A 21,499-nucleotide genomic window follows, 5' to 3' on the forward strand; every position below is an offset into this window, starting at 1 on the left:
GGTGACGTTTGGGTCCATGGCGGGTGGGCAGCGGAACCTGGAAGAACGGGGATGCACCAAGGGGGACCCATGACCGTCACGTTGGGTGAGGAAATCACCCTGCTCTCGCTGGACGACGACACCGGCACGGCCAAGGACCGCCCCGCCGCCGGTTGGGCCGTCGCGGGGGGCACGCTGCTGGAGCTGACACTGGCCGGGCGGGTGGCCGCCACCGAGGGGCGGCTCGCCGTCACCGACCCGACGCCGACCGGCGACGCGCTGCTGGACGGCCGCCTCGCCGCGCTCACCGAGTGGACCGCCCAGGACGACCAGGCCAAGGTCGGCGACTGGCTGTCCAAGGACCAGGCCAAGGCCTTCGACGCCGCCGTGGCCAACCTGTGCGCCCGCGGCGTCATCACCGAGGAGAAGCACCGCACGCTCGGCATCTTCGTCACCCGCCGGTATCCGGAGGCGGACGGCTCGGTGGAGCGCGAGCTGCGGCACCGGCTCGCGGACGTCGTCCTCGACGGCGCCGAACCCGACGAGCGCACCACGGGGCTGATCGCGCTCCTGCACGCCTCCAACCTCCACGCCGTGGCCTTCCCCGACGTGCCCCGCAAGCAGGTGTCCCCCCGCATGGAGTCCATCGCCGAGGGCCAGTGGGCGGCGGAGGACGTGCGCAGGGCGCTGAAGGACATGCAGGCGGTCCTCGCCGCGGTCATGCTCTGCACGACCGTGGCCACGACGGTCGCGGTCACCTGAGCCTGCCTCGCCCTCGCCACCGTCGTCCTGAATACCGCGTCGGCCTACCGCGACGGGCGGTGACCCGGCCGGCGAACAGCCGGCAGGTCACCGCCCGTGGGTGCCGTGTGCGAGGCGGCAGGCGGCAGAGGGCCGCCCAGGCGCCTCAGCCGCGCAGCATCTCGTAGGCGGGTGTGGTCAGGAAGTCCTCGTAGCTCTCGTCGAGGGCGACCCGCAGCAGCAGGTCGTGGGCCTGCTGCCAGTGGCCGGCCGCGAAGGCCTCCTCGCCGGTCTCCGCGCGGATCGCGGCGAGTTCCTCGGCGGCCACCTGGCGCGCCAGGTCCGCCGTGACCTGCCGGCCGGTGTCCAGCACGACCTCCGCGTTGATCCACTGCCAGATCTGCGAGCGGGAGATCTCCGCGGTGGCCGCGTCCTCCATCAGGTTGAAGATGGCCACCGCGCCGAGGCCGCGCAGCCACGCCTCGATGTAGCGCATGCCCACCTGGACGGCGTTGCGCAGCCCCTCGAACGTGGGGCGGGCCTCCAGCGAGTCGACGGCGATGAGGTCGGCGGCCTTGACGTCGACGTCCTCGCGCAGCCGCTCCTTCTGGTGCGGCCGGTCGCCCAGCACCGCGTCGAACGAGGCCTTGGCGATCGGCACGAGGTCCGGGTGGGCCACCCAGGAGCCGTCGAAGCCGTCGCCGGCCTCCCGGTCCTTGTCGGCGCGGACCTTCTCGAAGGCGACCTCGTTGACCTTCGCGTCCCTGCGGGAGGGGATGAAGGCGGCCATGCCGCCGATGGCGTGCGCGCCGCGCTTGTGGCAGGTGCGCACCAGCAGTTCGGTGTAGGCGCGCATGAACGGCGCGGTCATCGTCACCGCGTTGCGGTCCGGCAGCACGAAGCGGGAGCCGGCGTCGCGGAAGTTCTTGACGATGGAGAAGAGGTAGTCCCAGCGGCCCGCGTTCAGCCCGGCGGCGTGGTCGCGCAGCTCGTAGAGGATCTCCTCCATCTCGTACGCGGCGGTGATGGTCTCGATCAGGACCGTGGCGCGGACGGTGCCCTGCGGGATACCGCAGTAGTCCTGCGCGAAGACGAACACCTCGTTCCACAGCCGCGCTTCGAGGTGCGACTCGGTCTTGGGCAGGTAGAAGTAGGGGCCCTTGCCCGCGTCGATGAGGCGCTGCGCGTTGTGGAAGAAGTAGAGCCCGAAGTCGACCAGTGCGCCGGGCACCGGCGTGCCGTCGCAGACCAGGTGCCGCTCGTCCATGTGCCAGCCGCGCGGCCGCACCACGACGGTGGCCAGTTCCTCGGCGGGGCGCAGCGCGTAGCTCTTGCCGCTGCGCTCGTCGGTGAAGTCGATGCGGCGCTCGTAGGCGTCGGTCAGGTTGAGCTGGCCGCCGATGACGTTCTCCCAGGTGGGCGCTGAGGCGTCCTCGAAGTCGGCGAGCCAGACCTTCGCCCCGGAGTTGAGGGCGTTGATGGTCATCTTGCGGTCGGTGGGCCCGGTGATCTCCACCCGGCGGTCCAGCAGCGCGGGCGGGCAGTCGGCCACCCGCCAGTCGCCCTCGCGCACGTGCGCGGTCTCGGGCAGGAAGTCCAGCGAGGCGGTGCGCGCGGTCTCGGCGCGCTTCTCGGCCCGGCGGGTGAGCAGCTCGTCGCGGCGGTGGGTGAACTCGCGGTGCAGCGCCGCCACGAACTCCAGCGCGGCACCGGTCAGCACCTCGTCCTGCCGCGCGGGCCGCTGCCCGGTCTCGACACCGACGATTTCCAGCGGAGAGGGCGCTGGTGCGGACATGGTGGGTCACTCCTTCAGACAGCGTGATGTGCGGCCGCCGGGCCTCGGGCGAAGCGGGACGGCACGGGGTGCCGCGTGCCGCGCCGGGCGCGCGGAACACGGCCATGGCACCTCCGGGACAGGAAGGTGCTTCTGATCAGTGGAGATTAGTTTCCTCATAGTGGAACTTCAAGAGTTTGTTGACGTCGAGATATCTCTCACCCCGATCCGGCCCCGGAACCCGCCCCTGAACTGACCCCGGGTGCCACCACGCGCCCGGGCCATGCGGCTTGGACGCGCGGACGAACCGCGCGGCCCGGCCACGGGCGGTCCGGACGACGGGACGGGGGGAGAAGGGGAGGGGGAGGGGAGGAGGAGGGCAGGGAGAGGGGGGAGAGGGGAAGAAGGAGAGGCGGTGCGCTGGTCACCTCAGTCGGTGCAGGTCCTCGGGGGTGTCGATGTCCGAGGGGTCGGCCAGGTCCGCGCACTCCACCAGGGTCAGTGCCGTGCGGTGCGCGCGCAGGTAGGTGCGCGCCCCCGCGTCCTGGCGCGCGCTGCGGGCGGCGCCCTCCCAGTGCGCGGCCCCCAGCAGCACGGGATGGCCGCGGCGCCCCTCGTACGCGGCGGCGGCCAGCGTCGTGGGGGAGCGGTAGGCGGCCCGTACACGGGCGACGGCCCGCGCGCCGATCCCCGGCTGGTCCACCAGCAGTACGAGTGCGGCGTCGGCGCCGCCGCGCGGCAGGGCCGCCAGACCCGTCCGCAGCGACGTGCCCATGCCCCGCTCCCAGTCCGGGTTGTCGACCAGGACGCACCCGGCCGGGCACGCCGTCTCCCGCACCCGGTCACGCGCCGCACCCAGTACGACGTACACCGGATCGCAGCCGCCCTCGCGCAGCACGCCGGCCGCGTGCTCCACCAGCGGCCTGCCCCGGTAGGGCAGCAGCGCCTTGGGGCGGCCGCCCAGCCGTCGCCCGCCGCCGGCGGCCAGCAGCAGGCCCGCGACCCGCGGGGCCGCCGTGCCCGGCGAGGGGGTGGTGGCGGGCGGGCGGGCGTCAGCGGTGTGCCGGCCGTCGGCCGGTGTCGGCTCCCGTGTCATGGTCCCTCTCTACCGTGCGCCTACAGCCTGAGGGGGACACGCGCCCTCCTCCTTGGGGACGATCATTGAAAATGCACCCCCGAATCTCGCGTTCCGTGTGGCGCCACACGCGGAGAGTGGCGTTTACTGTCGGAACCTCCGACGACGCGGGTCACTGCTCGGAGGAACGGCACCTCCGGGCGAGCGTCTCGTCCCGGGGAGATCCTGTGGGGGGAGAGCGTGCGGAGCGAGACGATGGCGCAGTGGGGGCCGGTGGCCGCCGAGCCGGACACCGGTGTGGATCCGCGGGTCGAGGCGTTGCGGAGCGCCGTGCACCGGATGCGGCGGGAACTGGACGCCTACCCTGCCGAGTTGCGTGACCGCCGCGAGGCGGAGCGCGAACTGGACGTGCTGGCCGCCTCGGTGCACTCCGGCGCGCCGGCCACCGAGGAGTTGCGGCACTCACTGCTGCTGCTCGCGGCCGCGGTCGGCTCCGTCAGCGCGCTCGCGCTGCCGCTGGCGGCCGTACGTGAGGCCGTCGAGCTGTTCGGCACGGCCCCGCGCGCCGCGCACTGATCACCTGGGGGTACGGTCTTGTGGTCTTCCAGGCCACCGACTATCCCAGGGGCAGCAGTTCATGGCTGACGGAGCGGCAGCAGAGATCTTCTCGCCACTGACCGACCAGGACCCCGCTTCGGTTGCCGGTTACCGGCTGGCGGCCCGGCTCGGCTCCGGCGGTATGGGCAAGGTCTACCTGTCCTACACGCCCGGCGGGCGCGCCGTCGCCATCAAGGTGATCCGGCCGGAGTTCAGCGAGGACCCGGAGTTCAGACGCCGCTTCCTGAGCGAGGTGCGCCTGGCGGAGCGGGTGCAGGGCCTCTACACCGCACCCGTGATCGACAGCGACGTCGAGGGCGACCATCCGTGGCTGGCCACGGCGTTCGTGCCGGGGCCCTCGCTCACCGAGGCGGTCGTCGGGCACGGCAGGCTGCCGGTCTCCTCCGTCCTGTTCCTGGTCGCCGGGATCGCCGAAGCCCTTCAGGTCATCCACAAGGCCGGCATCGTGCACCGGGATCTGAAGCCCTCCAACGTGCTGCTCGCCGACGACGGGCCCCGCGTCATCGACTTCGGCATCGCACGCGCCGCCGACGCCACCGCGCTCACCGGCAGCGGCGTCACGATCGGCACGCCTTCGTTCATGGCCCCCGAGCAGGCGGAGGGCTCCACCGTGACCGAGGCCACCGACGTCTTCGCGCTCGGCCAGATCGCGGCCTACGCGGCGCTCGGCACCCCCGCCTTCGGCGAGGGCACGGCGCACGGCGTGCTCTACCGCATCGTTCACGACGAGCCCCGGCTGGACGGGCTCGACCAGGAGCTGCGGGAGCTGGTCAGCGGCTGTCTGGCCAAGGCGGCGGAGGACCGCCCGCGCACGGATGAGGTTCTGCGCCTGTGCCAGGCGGCCTCCGGCGAGACGCAGCTGAGGCGCCCAGGCAACTGGCTGCCGGACGCCGTGGCCGCCGACATCGCCCGGCGCGCCGCCGCCCCCGTGCCCCCGTCGTCGCATCCCGCGACGCAGCCGGTCACCGGCGCCGCCCCGCAGGCGCCCGCGGCGGCCGGGGCCGCTGCGGCGGGCCGGGCGGCGGGCCACGCGGCGGTGGCCGACGCCGAGACGGCGCACGCACCGGGGGCGCCCGCCGCTTCCGGCCCGGCCCCGGCACCGTCGGCGTCCACCCCCACGGCGGGTCCAGGGGCGCAGCAGCGGCCCCCCGGTTTCGGTCCCGCCGTCCCGCAGCCGCCCGCCGGGTTCGGCGGTCCGCCTCCGACGGTCGGCTACGGACCTCCGGGTCCTGTCGGACCGTACGGCGCACCGGGCCCTCGGCGGCCTCTGCCGCCGCGCCGCAAATCGAACGCGTTCAAGATCGTGGCGGTGTGCCTGGTCGTGGGGTCGCTGATCGTGGTCGGCGGGTGCTCGATGCTGGTCGAGCTGGTCCGGGGCGCGGGCAGCGCGGCGGGGAGCGGTCCGGCGTCCCCGGACGAGCGGAAGCCGAAGGCCCATCCCGAGCCCGCGGCCTACAAGGACATCGAGCTGCCCAACAAGTACTTCCTGGCCATGTCCGACGATCCTCTCGAACCGCGCGAACTGGGCAAGGGCGGCGAGACCTCGGAGCTGACGTACCTGAACGTGAGCGCGGACGGGCCCAGCCTCGGCATCGACAAACCGAACGGCAAGCTGTCCCTGCTCCGCGACACGCAGACGGGTTCGCTCGACACCTGCCGCAACGAGACGCGGTTCACCGACGACGTCCAGTTGAACCGCCTGGCGCCCGGAGCCCGGCTGTGTCTGCGGACGAGCTCCGGGCACGTCGGTCTGGTCACCTACCGCGGCCACTCTCCCGAGGGCGACCCCAGCGACTACGTGAAACTGGACGTCACCGTCTGGCGGGACGCCATCGAGGCGAAGGACTCGTAGCCGTCCCGCGGCTTCACTGGCCGTTTACTGGCCGTTTCCGCCTGCGCCGTTGCCCGAGCTGGCCAGCGCGGCGGACAGGTCGGCGGCGACCTCGTGGAGCAGAGGGACGAACTTGTCGGTGGCGGCGTCCGTGACGCGTCCTGCGGGACCCGAGATGGAGATGGCCGCCGAGGTGGGGGAGTCGGGCACCGTGACGGCGATGCAGCGCACGCCGATCTCCTGCTCGTTGTCGTCGGTGGCGTACCCGGCCTCGCGCACGTGCCCGAGAGCCTCGAGGAAGCCCTCGGGGGTGGTGATCGTCTTCTCGGTGGCCGCGGGCATGCCCGTGCGCCCGAGCAGGGCCCGCACCTGGTCCTCGGGGGTGTGGGCGAGCAGCACCTTGCCGACACCGGTGGAGTGGGGCAGCACCCGGCGGCCGACCTCGGTGAACATCCGCATCGAGTGGCGCGAGGGCACCTGGGCGACGTAGACGATCTCGTCGCCGTCGAGCAGCGCCATGTTCGCCGTCTCGCCGGTCTCCTCCACCAGCCGCGCCAGGTAGGGGCGGGCCCAGGTGCCCAGCAGGCGGGCGGCGCTCTCGCCGAGGCGGATGAGGCGGGGTCCGAGCGCGTAGCGCCGGTTGGGCTGCTGGCGTACGTAGCCGCAGGAGACCAGGGTGCGCATCAGGCGGTGGATGGTGGGCAGCGGCAGCCCGCTGGCGGTGGACAGCTCGCTGAGCCCGACCTCGCCCCCGGCGTCCGCCATCCTCTCCAGCAGGTCGAAGGCCCGCTCCAGGGACTGCACTCCGCCGGATGCGGCAGGGGCCGTGGCAGCCTGGGCTGCACTGGCGGTGGGCTTGCGCTCTGCGGACGGCGGCACGTCGCGTTCCTTTCCTGGCCTGCGGTCAGGCGCATGGTATCGGGGGTGGGGGCGGCGGGCCGCCTCCTACGGATCGCCTCCCGTGAACGCCCGGCGCAGACGCCGGTCTCCTTCTGTATGGCGAAATTCTAGTTCCATTTTGTGGACTTCTCCAAGAGGAGAACCCTTGACTGGCTCTTCCCGGCGGATGAGGATTCGTTCAACAGATCGTTTCAACACTTCGTTGAAGAGGCTGAAGGAGGCCGGTTTGTCCGACGTGCGGCTCGTCCTGCGCTCACGGCGCGTCCTCACCCCCGAGGGGGAGCGTCCGGCGACCGTCACCGTCAACGGTGCGGGCCGGATCGAGGACGTGCTGGGGTACGACGCGGAAGTACCACCCGGCGTCGCCCTGGAGGACGTCGGCGACGACGCGCTCCTCCCCGGCCTGGTCGACACCCACGTCCACGTCAACGACCCGGGCCGCGCCGAATGGGAAGGCTTCTGGACGGCCACCCGGGCCGCGGCGGCCGGCGGCATCACCACCCTCGTCGACATGCCGCTCAACTCCCTCCCGCCCACCACCACCGCCGACAACCTGCGCACCAAGCGCGAGGTCGCCGAGCCCAAGGCCCACATCGACGTCGGCTTCTGGGGCGGCGCGATCCCCGGCAACGTCGCCGACCTGCGGCCCCTCCACGACGCGGGCGTCTTCGGCTTCAAGTGCTTCCTCTCACCGTCGGGCGTGGAGGAGTTCCCCGAGCTGAACCGGGAGCAGCTCTCCGCGGCCATGGCCGAGATCGCCTCCTTCGACGGGCTGCTCATCGTGCACGCCGAGGACCCCGGGGCGCTGTCCGCCGCCCCCCAGAAGGGCGGCCCCGCCTACCGCGACTTCCTCGCCTCCCGCCCCCGCTCGGCCGAGAACGACGCCATCGCCCTGCTCATCGAACTCGCCGAGCGCTACGGCACCCGCGTCCACGTCCTGCACCTGTCCTCCAGCGACGCGCTGCCCCTGCTGGCCAAGGCGCGCGCCGACGGGCTCCGCCTCACCGCCGAGACCTGCCCGCACTTCCTCACGCTGACCGCCGAGGAAGTCCCCGACGGCGCCACCGAGTTCAAGTGCTGCCCGCCCATCCGCGAGAAGGAGAACCAGGACGCGCTCTGGCAGGGCCTGGCCGACGGCACCCTCGACTGCGTCGTCTCCGACCACTCGCCCTGCACCACCGACCTCAAGACCCCCGACTTCGGCACCGCGTGGGGCGGCATCTCCTCCCTCCAGCTCGGGCTGCCGGCCATCTGGACCGAGGCCCGCCGCCGCGGGCTCGCCCTGGCCGACGTCGCCCGCTGGATGTCCGAGGCGCCCGCCCGGCTGGCCGGCCTCGACGCCAAGGGAGCCATCGCGCCCGGACACGACGCCGACTTCGCCGTCCTCGCACCCGAGGAAACCTTCACCGTGGACCCGGCGCACCTGCACCACCGCAACCAGGTGACCGCCTACGCGGGCAAGACGCTCCACGGCGTCGTCCGCTCCGCATGGCTGCGCGGCGAGCGCGTGGCCGACCACGGTGTGCCCACCGGAAAGACCGGCCGACTCATCGAAAGGAAGGCAGCATGACAGCGGCGCAGACCGCCGGAATACCCAGCTACACCTCAGACGCGGAGCCCTACTCGGGCGGCGACACCTACGCCGACTACCGCGCACCGGAGGCCGGGTTCCCCTTCGCCCACCTCCCCGACCTGGCCGACCGACGGCTGGGCGCCACTGTCATCGCCGCCAACGACGAGTTCTTCGCCGAGCGGGAGAACCTGCTCAACCCCGAGCGCGCCGAGTTCGACCCCCACGCCTTCCAGCACAAGGGCAAGATCATGGACGGCTGGGAGACCCGCCGTCGCCGCGGGGCCTCCGGCGAGGAACCGCACCCGGCCGAGGGCGCGAACGACTGGGCGCTCATCCAGCTCGGCACCCCCGGCGTCATCCGCGGCCTCGTCGTCGACACCGCGCACTTCCGCGGCAACTACCCGCTGGCCGTCTCCGTCGAGGCCACGTCGGTGCCGGGGTCGCCCTCGCCCGAGGAACTCCAGGCCGACGACGTGAAGTGGACGACCCTGGTGCCGCACACCCGCGTCGGCGGGCACGCGGCCAACGGGTTCGCCGTCACCGAGGAGAAGCGCTTCACCCACCTGCGGCTGCGCCAGTACCCCGACGGCGGCATCGCCAGGCTGCGGGTGCACGGCGAGGTCGTGCCCGACCCCGAGTGGCTGGGCGCGCTGGGCAGCTTCGACCTGGTGGCGCTCGAGAACGGCGGGCTCGCCGAGGACGCCTCCGACCGCTTCTTCTCCCCGCCGGTCAACACCATCGTCCCCGGCCGCTCGAAGAAGATGAACGACGGCTGGGAGACCCGCCGCCGCCGCGACAAGGGCAACGACTGGATCAGCTACGCGCTGACCGGCCAGGGCCGCGTGCGCGCCGTCGAGATCGACACCGCCTGCTTCCGCGGCAACGCGGCCGGCTGGGTGGCCCTCGTCGGCAAGGACGGCGAGAGCGGCGAGTGGACCGAACTGCTGCCGCGCACCCGCCTCCAGCCCGACACCATCCACCGCTTCCTGCTGACGGAAGCGTCGGCGGTCACCCACGTGCGCATGGACATCTACCCCGACGGCGCCATCTCCCGGCTCCGCCTGCACGGCTCCCTCACCGACGAGGGCGCCCGCCGCCTCGCGGCGCGCCACGCCGAGCTGAGCTAGCAGTTCCCTGCGGCTCCCGGGCTCCCGGGCTCCCGGCCCCCGGCCCGGTAAGGGGCGCCACTGTCCGCAGTGCGCGGGCCGCGGGCCGCGGGTGGACCGCGGCTCGTCGCGCCGTTCCCCGCGCCCCTTCGGGGCACGCCCACGCCTCCCAGCCGCGCTGGGGACCCGGGTTCGTCCGGTCGAAGAGCGGCACGAGAGGCCCTGGCCGCCGGCGGCGGCCAGGGCCTCTCGTGCCGTCGCGAAGGGAACAGCAGCCCGACGCGGCGGCGCGTCAGCGTGAACGCCCGGCAAAAATCCGGTACTTGCCGTTGACACGTCGTCTACGCGCGTCACCATGGGTGCCATGAGAATCCCCCCACACATCAAGCGCATCGGCGCCGCAGGCGCCCTCGCCGCCGCCCTGCTCGCGGGCGGCCCCGCCCTCACGACGGCGAGCGCCGCCGCACCGGCGCCCACCGTGGCGGCGGCCCAGCACGTCGCCGCCGTCGGCGACATCTGTGAGTCCAAGCTCCCCGCCGAGGCGCACGAGACTCTCGACCTCATCGAAGAGGGCGGCCCCTACCCCTACCCGCAGGACGGCACCGTCTTCCAGAACCGCGAGGGCATCCTCCCGGACCAGAGCGAGGGCTACTACCACGAGTACACCGTCGAGACCCCGGGCTCGGACGACCGCGGCGCCCGCCGCATCGTGACCGGCGAGGAGGAGCAGGAGGACTACTACACGGCCGACCACTACGAGTCCTTCGACCTCGTCGACTACACCTGCTGAGGCCGCACGAGCGCGGATCCGAGCTCCGGGTCCCCACGCCCCGGGCTCCGCGGCGGCCGTTGTCCCGTATTGGGACGGCGGCCGCCGCTTTGCGTGTAACGTTCGGCTCTCATCACCGGTGCCCCGGCCCCCCGGGGGTGGTCAACCCGCTGTGAACGGGTAACGTTCCCCACAGAGAGTGATGCGTCGGCGGTGGATATGGGGAGTTACCGGTGAGAAACGGTCCGGAAGCGGTCACGTGCGGTGAGGCCATGCTGCTCATGCTCGCCGAGCCCGGCCTCCCCCTGGAACGAGCGGCGCACTTCAGGCGTTCCGTCGCGGGCGCCGAGTCGAACGTCGCGGCGGGCCTCGCCAGGCTGGGCCACTGGGCCCGCTGGATCGGCAGGGTGGGGGACGACCCCGCGGGCGAGGCCGTTCTGCGGGAACTGCGCGCCGACGGCGTGGACGTCTCCTGCGCGGAGATGGACCCCGAGTCGCCCACCGGGCTGCTGCTGCGCGACAGCCACCCCCAGCGCGCCATCGACGTGCAGTACTACCGCACGGGCTCTGCGGCCTCGCTGCTCAGCCCGGCACAGATCACCCCCGAGGCGCTGGCCGGGGTGCGGCTCGTCCACGTCACCGGCATCACGCCGATGCTCTCCGAGGACGCCGAACGCGCCACGCACGCCCTGATCGAGGGCGCCAGGCAGGCGGGCGCCACCGTCTCCTTCGACCCCAACGTCCGCCGCAAGCTGGGCACGGAACACGAGTGGATACGGCGCGTCGGTCCGCTGCTGCGCGAGGCCGATCTCGTCCTCGCGGGGGAGGACGAGCTGGAGCTGCTGCTGGGCGCCGGCCCCGAGGAGGGCGCCAAGGCGCTGCTGACGCTGGGCCGCGCCGGCACGGTCGTCGTCAAGCACAGCGACCACAGCGCGGTCGCCCACACCGTCGAAGGACGCTGGCGGCAGGAGCCGTTCGACGTCCCGGTGGCCGACCCGGTGGGCGCGGGCGACGCGTTCGCCGCAGGCTGGCTCTCGGCCCGGCTGCGCGGGCTCGACCAGCAGCGCGCGCTCGCCGAGGCGGCGTGCGTGGCCGCGCTGGTCGTCCAGGCGCCGGGAGACACCGACGGGCTGCCCACGGCCGCGGGCCGCGACCGCGCGCTGGAGGCGTTCACCCGCGGCACCGACCCGGTCCACCGCTGAGCCCCGCACCCCGCGCCGGGTGACCGGCCGAGCCCGCCGATCCGCCGGGCGAAGGCCGGAGCACCGGCGTCCGACAGACCAAGAGAGGCGGCGAACTGCCGTGTACCGCTGGGAGATCACCAAAGCAGCGCTGGAACAGCGCGTCTTCGCCATCGTGCGCGCGGACAGCTACGAGAAGGCCACCGCCACCGCCGACACCCTCCTCGGCGCGGGACTGACCAGCATGGAGATCTCGCTGACCACGCCGTACGCGTTCGACGCGATCACCACGCTGCGGCGCGAGACCGGTGAGGAGACCGTGATCGGCGCCGGAACCGTCCTGGACGGGCCCTCGGCGCGGCGTGCCGTGGACGCGGGCGCGCACTTCCTCGTCTCGCCCAGCCTGGACGAGGAGGTCATACGGACCGGACACCGCTACGGCGTGCCCGTCTTCCCCGGGGTCGCCACGCCCACCGAGATGGTCCGGGCGCTGGAGATGGGCGCCGACGGGCTCAAGCTCTTCCCGGCCTCGGCCCACGGCCCCCGCTGGCTGCGGGACGTGACCGCGGCGCTGCCCCAGGCCCCGGTGCTGCCCACCGGAGGCGTCACGGTGGAGACGGCGCCCGAGTGGATCGCCGCGGGGGCCGTGGCCTGCGGCATGGGCTCGGCGCTCACCGAGGGCGACCGCGACGCGGTGGCCAAGCGCGTCACGGAGCTGCTCCAGAGCCTCGCCGACGCGGCGCCCTCCGGCGCCCAGGGCTCCTACCGCTGACCTGCCCGGCTCGCCGCCGACCCGTCCTGCTCGCCCCTGGCCTCCTCCAGCCGACCCGTGCGGCCGGCGCCCGTGCCGCCACCCGTGCGGCCGGCGGCACGGGCGGCGGTCACCTGGCCGGATCACGCCAGTGGAACGCCTCGTTCCGCCTGCGGTCCGTACGATCGCGCCATGGCTGACCTGAGTGTGATGGAGCTGAGCCCGGACGCGGACGGCATCGTCGACCTGGCGGCGCTGGGGGAGGAGTTCGTCCGCGACCCCTACCCCTTCTACGCCGCACTGCGCGAGCGCGGCCCCGTGCACCGCGTCCGCATCCCCGAAGGCGCCCTCGCCTGGATGGTGGTCGGGCACGACGCGGCGCGCGCCGCCCTTGCCGACGACCGGCTCTCCAAGAACTGGGCCAACGCCGCACCGGAGGCGGGAGCCAACTCCGTCTCCTCCGGCTACCACATGCTGATCGCCGACCCCCCGGACCACACGCGGCTGCGCAAACTGGTCGCCCGGGAGTTCACCACGCGCCGGATCGCCGCGCTGGAGCCGCGCATCCGCGAGATCACCGGGGAGCTGCTCGACACCCATCTCGCCGGCGCCGAAGGCCGGGCCGACCTGGTGGCGGCGCTGGCCTTTCCCCTGCCGATCACCGTGATCTGCGAACTGCTCGGCGTCCCCGGACTGGACCGCGACCGCTTCCGCGAGTGGTCGGACAAGGCGCTGGGCATCGCCCCCCGTCAGGAGAAGACCGTCCACGCGCAAGCCCTGAGCGGCTACCTCGCCGAACTGCTGGAGCACCGCAGGTCCCAACCGGGCGACGACCTGCTCAGCGCCCTGATCCGCACCAGCGACGAGGACGGCGACCGGCTCGACGAGCAGGAACTGCTCGGCATGGCCTGGCTGCTGCTGGTCGCCGGGTACGAGACGACCGTCGGGCTCATCGCCAACGGCACCCTCGCGCTGCTGCGCCACCCCGACCAGCTGGCCGCGCTGCGCGCCGACCCGGCGTTGCTGGAGGGCACGGTCGAGGAGATGCTGCGCTACGACGGCCCGGTGGAGACCACCACCTACCGGTTCACCACCGAGCCCGTCGAGATCGGCGGCACGCTGATCCCCGGCGACGGCCAACTGGTCCTTCCGGTGCTGGCCGACGGCGACCACGACCCGGCGCGCTTCCCCGGCGGCGACACCTTCGACATCCGCCGCGCCCCGCGCGGCCACCTGGCCTTCGGCCACGGCCTGCACTTCTGTCTGGGCGCCCCGCTGGCCCGTCTCGAGGCGCGGGTGGCCGTCGGCATGCTGCTGGAGCGCACCGGCGTGCTGGAGTTGGACGCGGATCCGGCCACGCTGAGGTGGCGGGAGGGCGTGCTGCTGCGGGGGGTCAAGACCCTGCCGGTGCGCTGGGCACGGTGAGGAGCGCCGCGACGCCATCGCGACCGGCGCGGCGAACCGTACGGCGGCCGGCACGGCGAACCGTACGGCGGCCGGCGCGGCGAACCGTACAGCGACCGGCACGGTCGGAGGGTTCCCGGGCCGGCGGCGGCAACTGGACGGTGTGCTTCCGCTGATGGCGGTTCGGTGGGCCGCGTGCGGCGCGCACGCCCTGTCCTTTGCGGGTTCGGGGAAGGTCGGTGCGGAACCCCCCAGTGGTCTGGACCGGCTGCGTAGGCTACGGACATGCGGATCAGCCAGTGCCGGGAAGAAGACGTCGAGACGCTCGATGCGCACATGCCTTTCCGGGGAGCGACCTCGCACCACGGCGTGCGCTGGGCCCGGCAGCAAGACGGCCGCGGCACCTTCCTGGTGGCCTGGCGCGAGGAGCGTCCGGTGGGCAGCTGCGAAGTCCGCTGGGAGGGGTGTGCGGCCCCCGAAGTGCGCGCCGTCCACCCTGGCTGTCCTGAGGTAAACGGGCTGGGGGTGTGGCCCGAGACGCTGCGCTCCCAGGGCATCGGCACGGCCCTCATCAAGGAGGCGGAGCGGCTGGCCACCGGGCGCGGGTGCCGGGCGATCGGGCTGGGCGTGGAGAAGAACAACCCCCGCGCGCACGCGCTCTACGACCGCCTGGGCTACCGGCCCTCCACGCCGTACCTCGACTGCTGGAGCTACGAGGACGGCGCGGGCGTCACGCACAAGGTGGCCGACGCGTGCGTGTTCATGGTCAAGCTCTTCTAGCGCGCGGTCGAAGCCACGCGCGGTTGTTGTCCTTTCGTCCTGACAATCGAATGTACGGTTTCGGGGCGCCCGGAAGACCACTACGCTCCCCTCGTGCCCAAGAATGATCCGGTGGACCTGCAGCTGAGCGTGGACCGAGCGAGTCCCGTCCCGCTCTACTTCCAGCTTTCCCAGCAACTGGAGAGTGCCATCGAGCGCGGCAAGCTCGCCCCGGGGAGCCTGCTGGGGAACGAGATCGAGCTGGCGGGGCGCCTCGGTCTCTCCCGCCCGACCGTCAGGCAGGCCATCCAGTCGCTGGTGGACAAGGGGCTGCTGGTGCGGCGGCGCGGCATCGGTACCCAGGTGGTGCACAGCCAGGTCAGGCGCCCCATGGAGCTGAGCAGCCTCTACGACGATCTGGAGGCGGCCGGGCAGCGGCCGGCCACGCGGGTGCTGCGGGAGAGCGTGGGGGAGGCCACGGCCGAGGTCGCCGCCGCGCTGGGGGTGCCCGAGGGTGCGGAGGTCAGGTCGGTGGAACGGCTGCGGCTCACCCACGGTGAACCGATGGCCTACATGCGCAACCACCTGCCGGCGGATCTGCTCCCCCTGGAGCGTGCCGAACTGGAAGCCACCGGGCTCTACCGGCTGATGCGGGCGGCCGGGGTGACGCTGCACTCCGCGCGGCAGGCCGTGGGGGCCAAGGCCGCCGACGCAGCGGAGGCCGAGCTGCTGGGGGAGGAGCAGGGTGCTCCGCTGCTGACGATGCAGCGCACGACCTACGACGACACCGGGCGCCCCGTCGAGTACGGCGCGCACCTCTACCGTGCCTCCCGCTACGCGTTCGACTTCCAGCTCCTGGTCCGCCCGTGACCGTCCTGCGCGTGGGTGCGGCGCCTGCTTGTTGACGGGCACCGCGTGGGCCGCTACAACACGGCCATGGCGAACAGGCATCCGGCCCGTCCGTCACGTTCCGGCCACGGTGACGGATACTTGTGCGAAGATCCGGGGCTTCCTCCCGGCAGTGTCCGTAGTCCGTACCAATCCTCCAGCCAGAGAGCAGAACAGGGTGGCCAGCGTGCTCAGGTCCCGGCTCACGTCCCGTACGTCCCGTGCGGGCAGGCAGTCCCGTACGGGCAGGTCGTCTCGTACGGGGCGCGCTCCCGTGCGTACGACAGCCGCCGTGGTGGCCGCGATGGTCGTCGCGACGGCCTCGCTCGCCGGGTGCAGCAGCACCGGGGGCAAGCGGGCCGAGGAGGCCAGGCAGCAGGCCGCCTCGGGCAAGGCGAACGTCACTACGCCCCGCTGGAAGTTCGCCATGGTCACGCACTCCGGTGACGGCGACACCTACTGGGACATCGTGCAGAGCGGCGCCAAGCAGGCCGCCGCCAAGGACAACATCGAGTTCCTCTACTCGCACGACAAGGAGGCGGGCCGCCAGGCCCAGCTCGTCCAGACCGCGATCGACAAGAAGGTCGACGGGCTGATCGTCACCCTCGCCAAGCCGGACGCGCTGAAGAACGTCGTGAAAAAGGCGGTCAAGGCGGGCATACCCGTCATCACGATCAACTCCGGCCAGGAGGTCTCCCAGGACTTCGGCGCACTCACCCACATCGGCCAGGACGAGACGCTGGCCGGCGAGGCCGTCGGCCGCGAGCTCAACGAGCGCGGGAAGAAGAAGGCGCTCTGCGTCCTGCACGAGCAGGGCAACGTCGGCCACGAACAGCGCTGCGAGGGCATCAAGAAGACCTTCGACGGCAAGGTCGAGGACCTGTACGTGGACGGCACCAACATGCCGGGCGTGCAGTCCTCCGTCGAGGCCAAGCTCCAGTCCGACAAGAAGGTCGACTCCGTGGTGACGCTCGGCGCCCCCTTCGCCGCCACCGCCGCCGAGGCCAAGAAGGATTCCGGCAGCGACGCCGAGATCGACACCTTCGACCTCAACGCCAAGGTCGCCGCGGGCCTCAAGGACGGCACCATCGGGTTCGCCGTCGACCAGCAGCCCTACCTGCAGGGCTATCAGGCCGTCGACCTGCTGTGGCTCTACCGCTACAACGCCGACATGCTCGGCGGCGGCAAGCCCGTGCTCACCGGACCGCAGATCCTCACCAAGAAGGACGCGGGCAAGCTGGAGGAGCTCACGAAGCGGGGGACCCGATGACGGCGACGACCGACCCGGGCAAGCCCGACTACGACGAGCCTGGCGACGGGCGTGCACAGCAGGACCCGCCGAGCCCGGCAGCCGCCGGGGACCGGCTCGTGCACCGCCCGCTGCCGGTGCGGCTGCTGCGCCGGCCCGAGCTGGGCGCCGTCGTCGGCGCGCTCGCGCTGTTCGTCTTCTTCGCGTGCGTCGCCGACAGCTTCCTGCGGGCCTCCAGCCTCTCCACGGTCCTCTACTTCTCCTCCACGATCGGCATCATGGCGGTGCCGGTGGCGCTGCTGATGATCGGCGGCGAGTTCGATCTGTCGACCGGCGTGATGGTGACGTCCTCGGCGCTCATCTCCTCGATGTTCAGCTATCAGATGACGGCCAACACCTGGGTGGGTGTCGGGGTCTCGCTGCTGGTCACGCTGGGGATCGGGTTCTTCAACGGCTTCATGCTCACCCGCACCAAACTGCCCAGTTTCATCATCACGCTGGCCACCTTCCTGATGCTGACAGGCCTCAACCTGGGCCTCACCAAGGTGATCAGCGGCACCGTCACCACCAAGACCATCAGCGACATGGAGGGCTTCGACTCGGCCAGGGCCGTCTTCGCCTCCACGCTGACCCTCGGCAGCGTCCACATCCAGATCACCGTGCTGTGGTGGCTGCTGCTGGTGGCCGTCGCCACCTGGATCCTGCTGCGCACCAGCGCCGGCAACTGGATCTTCGCCGTCGGCGGCGGGGTGGACGCGGCCCGCGCCGTCGGCGTCCCGGTCGCCCGCACCAAGATCGGCCTGTATCTGGGCGTCGCCTTCGCGGCCTGGATCTCCGGCCAGCACCTGCTCTTCAACTACGACACCGTCCAGTCCGGCGAGGGCGTCGGCAACGAGCTGATCTACATCGCGGCCGCCGTCATCGGCGGCTGCCTGCTGACCGGGGGCTACGGCTCGGCCATCGGCGCCGCCGTGGGCGCCTTCATCTTCGGCATGGCCAACAAGGGCATCATCTACGCGCAGTGGAACCCCGACTGGTTCAAGTTCTTCCTCGGGGCCATGCTGCTGCTGGCCACCCTGCTGAACGCGTGGATCCGGAAGCGGGCGGAGGCGACCCGATGACTGAGCAGACCCGGCAGGACGAGCAGACCCGCCAGGACGAGCAGACCCGCCAGGACGAGCAGGCCCGGCGAGCCGGGCAGGCCCGGCAGGACGCGCAGCCCGGGGACGCGGAGGCGCCGCTCGTCGAGCTGACCGGTGTGGCCAAGTTCTACGGCAACATCCGGGCGCTGGAGGACATCTCCCTCACCGTCCGTCCCGGCGAGATCACCTGCGTCCTCGGCGACAACGGCGCGGGCAAGTCCACCCTGATCAAGATCATCTCCGGGCTCCACCAGCACGACGGCGGCACCTTCCGCGTCCAGGGCGAGGAGACCCGCCTCGCCTCCCCGCGCGAGGCGCTGGACCGCGGCATCGCCACCGTCTACCAGGACCTGGCCGTCGTGCCCCTGATGCCCGTGTGGCGCAACTTCTTCCTCGGCTCGGAGCCGACCGTCGGCCGCGGGCCGCTGCGCCGCATGGACGTGGCGCGCATGCGGCGCACCACCCACAGCGAGCTGCTGCGCATGGGCATCGACCTGCGCGACGTCGACCAGCCCATCGGCACGCTGTCGGGCGGCGAGCGGCAGTCCGTCGCCATCGCGCGGGCCGTGCACTTCGGGGCGAAGGTGCTGGTACTGGACGAGCCGACGGCCGCGCTCGGCGTCAAGCAGAGCGGCGTCGTCCTCAAGTACGTCGCCGCCGCGCGGGACGCGGGCCTGGGAGTGGTCCTCATCACACACAACCCGCATCACGCCTACCTCGTGGGCGACCGCTTCGTCCTGCTCAAGCGCGGCGCCATGGCCGGCGCCTACGAGCGGGACGAACTGGAGCTGGAGGAGCTGGTGCGCCAGATGGCGGGCGGCTCCGAGCTGGAGGAGCTCAGCCACGAGCTGGAACGCTGAGCGCGGGGCCGAGGGCCGACCGGCCCGGGACCGGGCGACGTACCGTTGATCCCTGGCAGAATCGAGCCCGCCCGTAAGACCCCTCCCAGAGAGACGACCACTCTTGAACGCGGACAGCTTCCAGCGAGCAGACAGGGCAGACAGGGCAGACAGGGCAGACAGGGTCTACCGACGGCGCACAGCTCCCAGCGCGAGTGTCCTGAGAACGGTCAGTACCCGTGAGCGCCGCTCGCACCTGTCGGCTCCCCGCGTGCCGACCGTCGGCATCGACATCGGCGGCACGAAGGTCATGGCGGGTGTCGTGGACGCGGACGGCGTGATCCTGGAGAAGGTGCGCGCCGAGACCCCCGAAAAGTCCAAGAGCCCCAAGGTCGTCGAGGACACCATCGCCGAGCTGGTGCTGGACCTCTCCGACCGGCACGACGTGCACGCGGTGGGCATCGGCGCGGCGGGCTGGATCGACGCGGACCGCTCCCGCGTGCTGTTCGCGCCGCACCTGGCCTGGCGCGACGAGCCCCTCAAGGACGCCCTCACGGCGCGGCTCGCCGTCCCGGTGATGGTCGACAACGACGCGAACACGGCGGCGTGGGGGGAGTGGCGCTTCGGAGCGGGCCGCGGCGAGGACCACCTCGTCATGATCACGCTCGGGACCGGTATCGGCGGCGCGATCCTGGAGGACGGCCGGGTCAAACGCGGCAAGTACGGGGTGGCCGGCGAGTTCGGGCACATGCAGGTGGTGCCGGGCGGCCACCGCTGCCCCTGCGGCAACAGAGGGTGCTGGGAGCAGTACAGCTCGGGCAACGCGCTGGTGCGGGAGGCCCGCGAGCTGGCGGCGGCCGAGTCGCCGGTCGCGTACGGGATCATCGACCGGGTCGGCGGCCAGGTCGGCGACATCACGGGACCGCTCATCACGGAGCTGGCCCGCTCCGGCGACGCCATGTGCACGGAGCTCTTCCACGAGGTCGGCAACTGGCTCGGGGTGGGCCTGGCCAACCTCGCCGCGGCCCTCGACCCGTCCTGCTTCGTCATCGGGGGAGGCGTCAGCGCCGCCGACGAACTGCTGATCGACCCGGCCAAGGAGGCCTTCCGCCGCCAGCTGACCGGCCGCGGCTACCGCCCCGAGGCCCGTATCGTGAAGGCACAGCTGGGTCCCGAGGCAGGTATGGTCGGTGCCGCGGACCTCGCCCGGCTGGTGGCCCGCCGCTTCCGCCGGGCCAACCGCCGCCGCCTGGAGCGCTACGAGCGCTACGAGCGCGCGGCCGACAACCTGCGCCGCGCGGTGGGCCAGTGACCGTGGCGGCCACGCCCGACGACCCGTCCACCCCACCCTCCCCGACGCCTGAGACGCCGAGCGCCATGCCGTACAAGGACGCCAGCCCCCGCCCCTACGAGCCCCACGCCAGGCCCCCGCACCGCCCGCGGCACCGGGTCTTCGTGCTGGTGATCGTCGTGCTGCTGATCGCGCTGCCGGCCGGATACCTGGTGCAGTCCGCGTTCCAGAGCCGCGCCAGCGGCAAGGACAAGGAGCGCGCGGCCGCCGCCACGAGCCTCACCTACGGCCGCCCGCCCAAGGTCAGCCAGCGGATCTACGACGTCCCCGTGCCGCTCTCGGCGACGCGCGTCGCCTTCTACGAGACGAACGCGTGGGAGAAGAGCACCATGTGGGTGCAGTTCCGCACCAGCCCCAAGAGGCTCAAGCAGTTCCTGGACGAGGTGGGCAGCGACACGGCGGAACCGGCGAAGCCCGTGCAGCTGCACAAGGGCCGGGTGGCCGTCACCGGCAAGCTGGCCACCGAGGTCGGCTGGCGGTTCGACGAGCCGAAGAGCCACTACTTCAGCGCCGTGCACGAGCAGCCCAGGAGCAAGCCGGACCTGAAGATCACCGTGGACATGACGTACAAGAAGCGCCCACGCGTTTACGTCGTCTCCAGCACGCGCTTCTGACCATCGGGCCGGTTCGCGGCGGGGTCCGGCGACTGCGGAAACGCCCGGAACGCCCGCTACACCGACAGCAGCGTGCGCAGCCGTTGCCGGGTGCCGGTGCCCGGCTGCGGCAGCAGCAGGACGACGTGCAGGTCGGGATGGTCGGCGATCCGCATCGTCGTGCGGTGGAACACCAGCCGACCGCCGTGCGGATGCTCGACGACCTTCTCGCCCAGTGCGGTGTCCCGCACCTCCTGCTGGGCCCACAGCCGGGCGAAGGCCGGGCTGTGCTCGGACAGCCGCCGCACGAGCGCGGCGAAGCCCGGGTCGTCCGGATAGCGGGCCGCGTCCGACCGGAACTCGGCGACCAGCGACGGCGCCATCGACTCCCACTCCGGCAGCGCGCGGTGCGGGCCCTGCCGCGCCAGGAACCCGTCCAGGCAGCTGTGCAGCTTCGGCACCTCGCCGAACAGCACCTCGACAGCGGCGTTGCCGTGCAGATAGCGCCAGTAGCGGTCCAGGACGTAGGCAGGGCCCGGAGCCCACTCCTCGACGAGGGACACCACGTGCTCCGGCAGCCGCGGGGCCGACGAGCGCGCCGCCCGGCGCGGGGCGGGGGCCGGCGTGTGGCCGGCCAGCCGGTACAGGTGCGCCTGCTCGGCCTCGTCGAGCCGCAGCGCCGAGCTGACGGCGTCCAGGATGCTGGTGGTGACGGTGATCCGGCGGCCCTGCTCGAGCCACGTGTACCAGGTGAGCCCGATGCCCGCGAGCGAGGCGACCTCCTCGCGCCGCAGCCCCGGGGTGCGGCGCCTTCCCGACGTCGGCAGGCCCACGTCCTGGGGGGACAGCCGGGCTCTGCGGCTGCGCAGGAAGTCCCGCAGATCGTCCCGCCGTTGTTCCGTCTCTGCTCCTAGGGTGGTGGTCACGCCAACAGCATAAATTGCAACTTGGCCCGCGCAACGGGGCCCGCGAGACT

General features: G+C 72.4%; 20 protein-coding genes. 16 read left to right on the forward strand and 4 right to left on the reverse strand.

The annotated features are described in order from the left end of the window. Positions 1 to 69: 69 nt before the first annotated feature. The gene (locus tag MMF93_RS26730) at positions 70 to 741 is read left to right on the forward strand and encodes a GOLPH3/VPS74 family protein (RefSeq protein WP_242755470.1); all 672 of its coding nucleotides are present in this window, start codon (positions 70 to 72) and stop codon (positions 739 to 741) included. 145 nt (positions 742 to 886) lie between these two features. Here the strand turns inward: MMF93_RS26730 and aceB are convergent, their stop codons facing one another. Next, a complete protein-coding gene (gene aceB / locus MMF93_RS26735) occupies positions 887 to 2,515 on the reverse strand; it encodes a malate synthase A (RefSeq protein WP_242755471.1) in 1,629 nt (542 codons plus the stop codon). A 403-nt stretch (positions 2,516 to 2,918) separates the two neighbouring features. Further along, on the reverse strand, positions 2,919 to 3,590 hold the full coding sequence (locus MMF93_RS26740) for a nucleotidyltransferase family protein (protein WP_242755473.1): 672 nt from the start codon (positions 3,588 to 3,590) through the stop codon (positions 2,919 to 2,921). Positions 3,591 to 3,824: 234 nt separating this feature from the next. Here MMF93_RS26740 and MMF93_RS26745 point away from each other — a divergent pair, with 234 nt between their 5' ends. Both MMF93_RS26745 and MMF93_RS26750 read left to right on the forward strand, forming a co-directional pair. Then, entirely contained in the window at positions 3,825 to 4,145 is a 321-nt protein-coding gene (locus tag MMF93_RS26745) for a DUF5955 family protein (protein WP_242757797.1), read from the forward strand. 61 nt (positions 4,146 to 4,206) lie between these two features. Continuing rightward, complete coding sequence (locus MMF93_RS26750) at positions 4,207 to 6,039, forward strand: serine/threonine-protein kinase (protein WP_242755475.1); 1,833 nt, start codon at positions 4,207 to 4,209, stop codon at positions 6,037 to 6,039. A 24-nt stretch (positions 6,040 to 6,063) separates the two neighbouring features. On the opposite strand, the gene MMF93_RS26755 is transcribed toward MMF93_RS26750, so the two are convergent. Continuing rightward, positions 6,064 to 6,897 (reverse strand): IclR family transcriptional regulator, encoded by an 834-nt coding sequence (locus tag MMF93_RS26755; protein ID WP_242755477.1) that lies wholly within the window; start codon positions 6,895 to 6,897, stop codon positions 6,064 to 6,066. Between the two features lie 247 nt (positions 6,898 to 7,144). Between MMF93_RS26755 and allB the strand changes: the two genes are divergently transcribed. The 13 genes from allB (at position 7,145) to MMF93_RS26820 (ending at position 20,544) form a co-directional block, all read left to right on the forward strand. Further along, positions 7,145 to 8,488, forward strand: coding sequence for an allantoinase AllB (allB, locus tag MMF93_RS26760; RefSeq protein WP_242755479.1), 1,344 nt, complete (start codon positions 7,145 to 7,147; stop codon positions 8,486 to 8,488). Beyond that, positions 8,485 to 9,618: an allantoicase gene (gene alc, locus MMF93_RS26765; protein ID WP_242755480.1), complete on the forward strand. Its 1,134-nt coding sequence runs from the start codon at positions 8,485 to 8,487 to the stop codon at positions 9,616 to 9,618. The genes allB and alc overlap by 4 nt, the downstream gene beginning before the upstream one ends. A gap of 343 nt (positions 9,619 to 9,961) precedes the next feature. Continuing rightward, the gene (locus MMF93_RS26770) at positions 9,962 to 10,387 is read left to right on the forward strand and encodes a guanyl-specific ribonuclease (protein ID WP_242755482.1); all 426 of its coding nucleotides are present in this window, start codon (positions 9,962 to 9,964) and stop codon (positions 10,385 to 10,387) included. A 251-nt stretch (positions 10,388 to 10,638) separates the two neighbouring features. Continuing rightward, positions 10,639 to 11,568: a sugar kinase gene (locus tag MMF93_RS26775; RefSeq protein WP_114023173.1), complete on the forward strand. Its 930-nt coding sequence runs from the start codon at positions 10,639 to 10,641 to the stop codon at positions 11,566 to 11,568. Positions 11,569 to 11,668: 100 nt separating this feature from the next. After that, entirely contained in the window at positions 11,669 to 12,319 is a 651-nt protein-coding gene (locus tag MMF93_RS26780; RefSeq protein WP_242755483.1) for a bifunctional 4-hydroxy-2-oxoglutarate aldolase/2-dehydro-3-deoxy-phosphogluconate aldolase, read from the forward strand. A 171-nt stretch (positions 12,320 to 12,490) separates the two neighbouring features. Further along, complete coding sequence (locus tag MMF93_RS26785) at positions 12,491 to 13,723, forward strand: cytochrome P450 family protein (protein ID WP_242755484.1); 1,233 nt, start codon at positions 12,491 to 12,493, stop codon at positions 13,721 to 13,723. Positions 13,724 to 13,987: 264 nt separating this feature from the next. Continuing rightward, complete coding sequence (locus MMF93_RS26790; RefSeq protein ID WP_242755485.1) at positions 13,988 to 14,482, forward strand: GNAT family N-acetyltransferase; 495 nt, start codon at positions 13,988 to 13,990, stop codon at positions 14,480 to 14,482. A 129-nt stretch (positions 14,483 to 14,611) separates the two neighbouring features. Further along, positions 14,612 to 15,331, forward strand: a complete 720-nt coding sequence (locus MMF93_RS26795; RefSeq protein WP_274709552.1) for a GntR family transcriptional regulator — start codon at positions 14,612 to 14,614, stop codon at positions 15,329 to 15,331. 322 nt (positions 15,332 to 15,653) lie between these two features. Beyond that, entirely contained in the window at positions 15,654 to 16,619 is a 966-nt protein-coding gene (locus MMF93_RS26800) for a sugar ABC transporter substrate-binding protein (RefSeq protein WP_242757799.1), read from the forward strand. Next, positions 16,616 to 17,719, forward strand: coding sequence for an ABC transporter permease (locus tag MMF93_RS26805; protein ID WP_242755486.1), 1,104 nt, complete (start codon positions 16,616 to 16,618; stop codon positions 17,717 to 17,719). Before MMF93_RS26800 ends, MMF93_RS26805 begins: the two co-directional genes overlap by 4 nt. Next, positions 17,716 to 18,600 carry an ATP-binding cassette domain-containing protein gene (locus MMF93_RS26810; RefSeq protein WP_242755487.1) on the forward strand — a complete coding sequence of 295 codons (885 nt, stop codon included), beginning with the start codon at positions 17,716 to 17,718 and terminating at the stop codon, positions 18,598 to 18,600. Before MMF93_RS26805 ends, MMF93_RS26810 begins: the two co-directional genes overlap by 4 nt. A gap of 199 nt (positions 18,601 to 18,799) precedes the next feature. Then, complete coding sequence (locus tag MMF93_RS26815; RefSeq protein ID WP_274709553.1) at positions 18,800 to 19,891, forward strand: ROK family glucokinase; 1,092 nt, start codon at positions 18,800 to 18,802, stop codon at positions 19,889 to 19,891. A 65-nt stretch (positions 19,892 to 19,956) separates the two neighbouring features. Next, positions 19,957 to 20,544 (forward strand): hypothetical protein, encoded by a 588-nt coding sequence (locus tag MMF93_RS26820; RefSeq protein WP_242755490.1) that lies wholly within the window; start codon positions 19,957 to 19,959, stop codon positions 20,542 to 20,544. Between the two features lie 56 nt (positions 20,545 to 20,600). Here the strand turns inward: MMF93_RS26820 and MMF93_RS26825 are convergent, their stop codons facing one another. Further along, positions 20,601 to 21,449 (reverse strand): helix-turn-helix transcriptional regulator, encoded by an 849-nt coding sequence (locus tag MMF93_RS26825; protein ID WP_242755492.1) that lies wholly within the window; start codon positions 21,447 to 21,449, stop codon positions 20,601 to 20,603. Between the last annotated feature and the right edge of the window lie 50 nt (positions 21,450 to 21,499).

Origin of the sequence: Streptomyces tubbatahanensis, assembly GCF_022699385.1 — a bacterium.
GTDB classification, from domain to species: Bacteria; Actinomycetota; Actinomycetes; order Streptomycetales; family Streptomycetaceae; genus Streptomyces; species Streptomyces diacarni.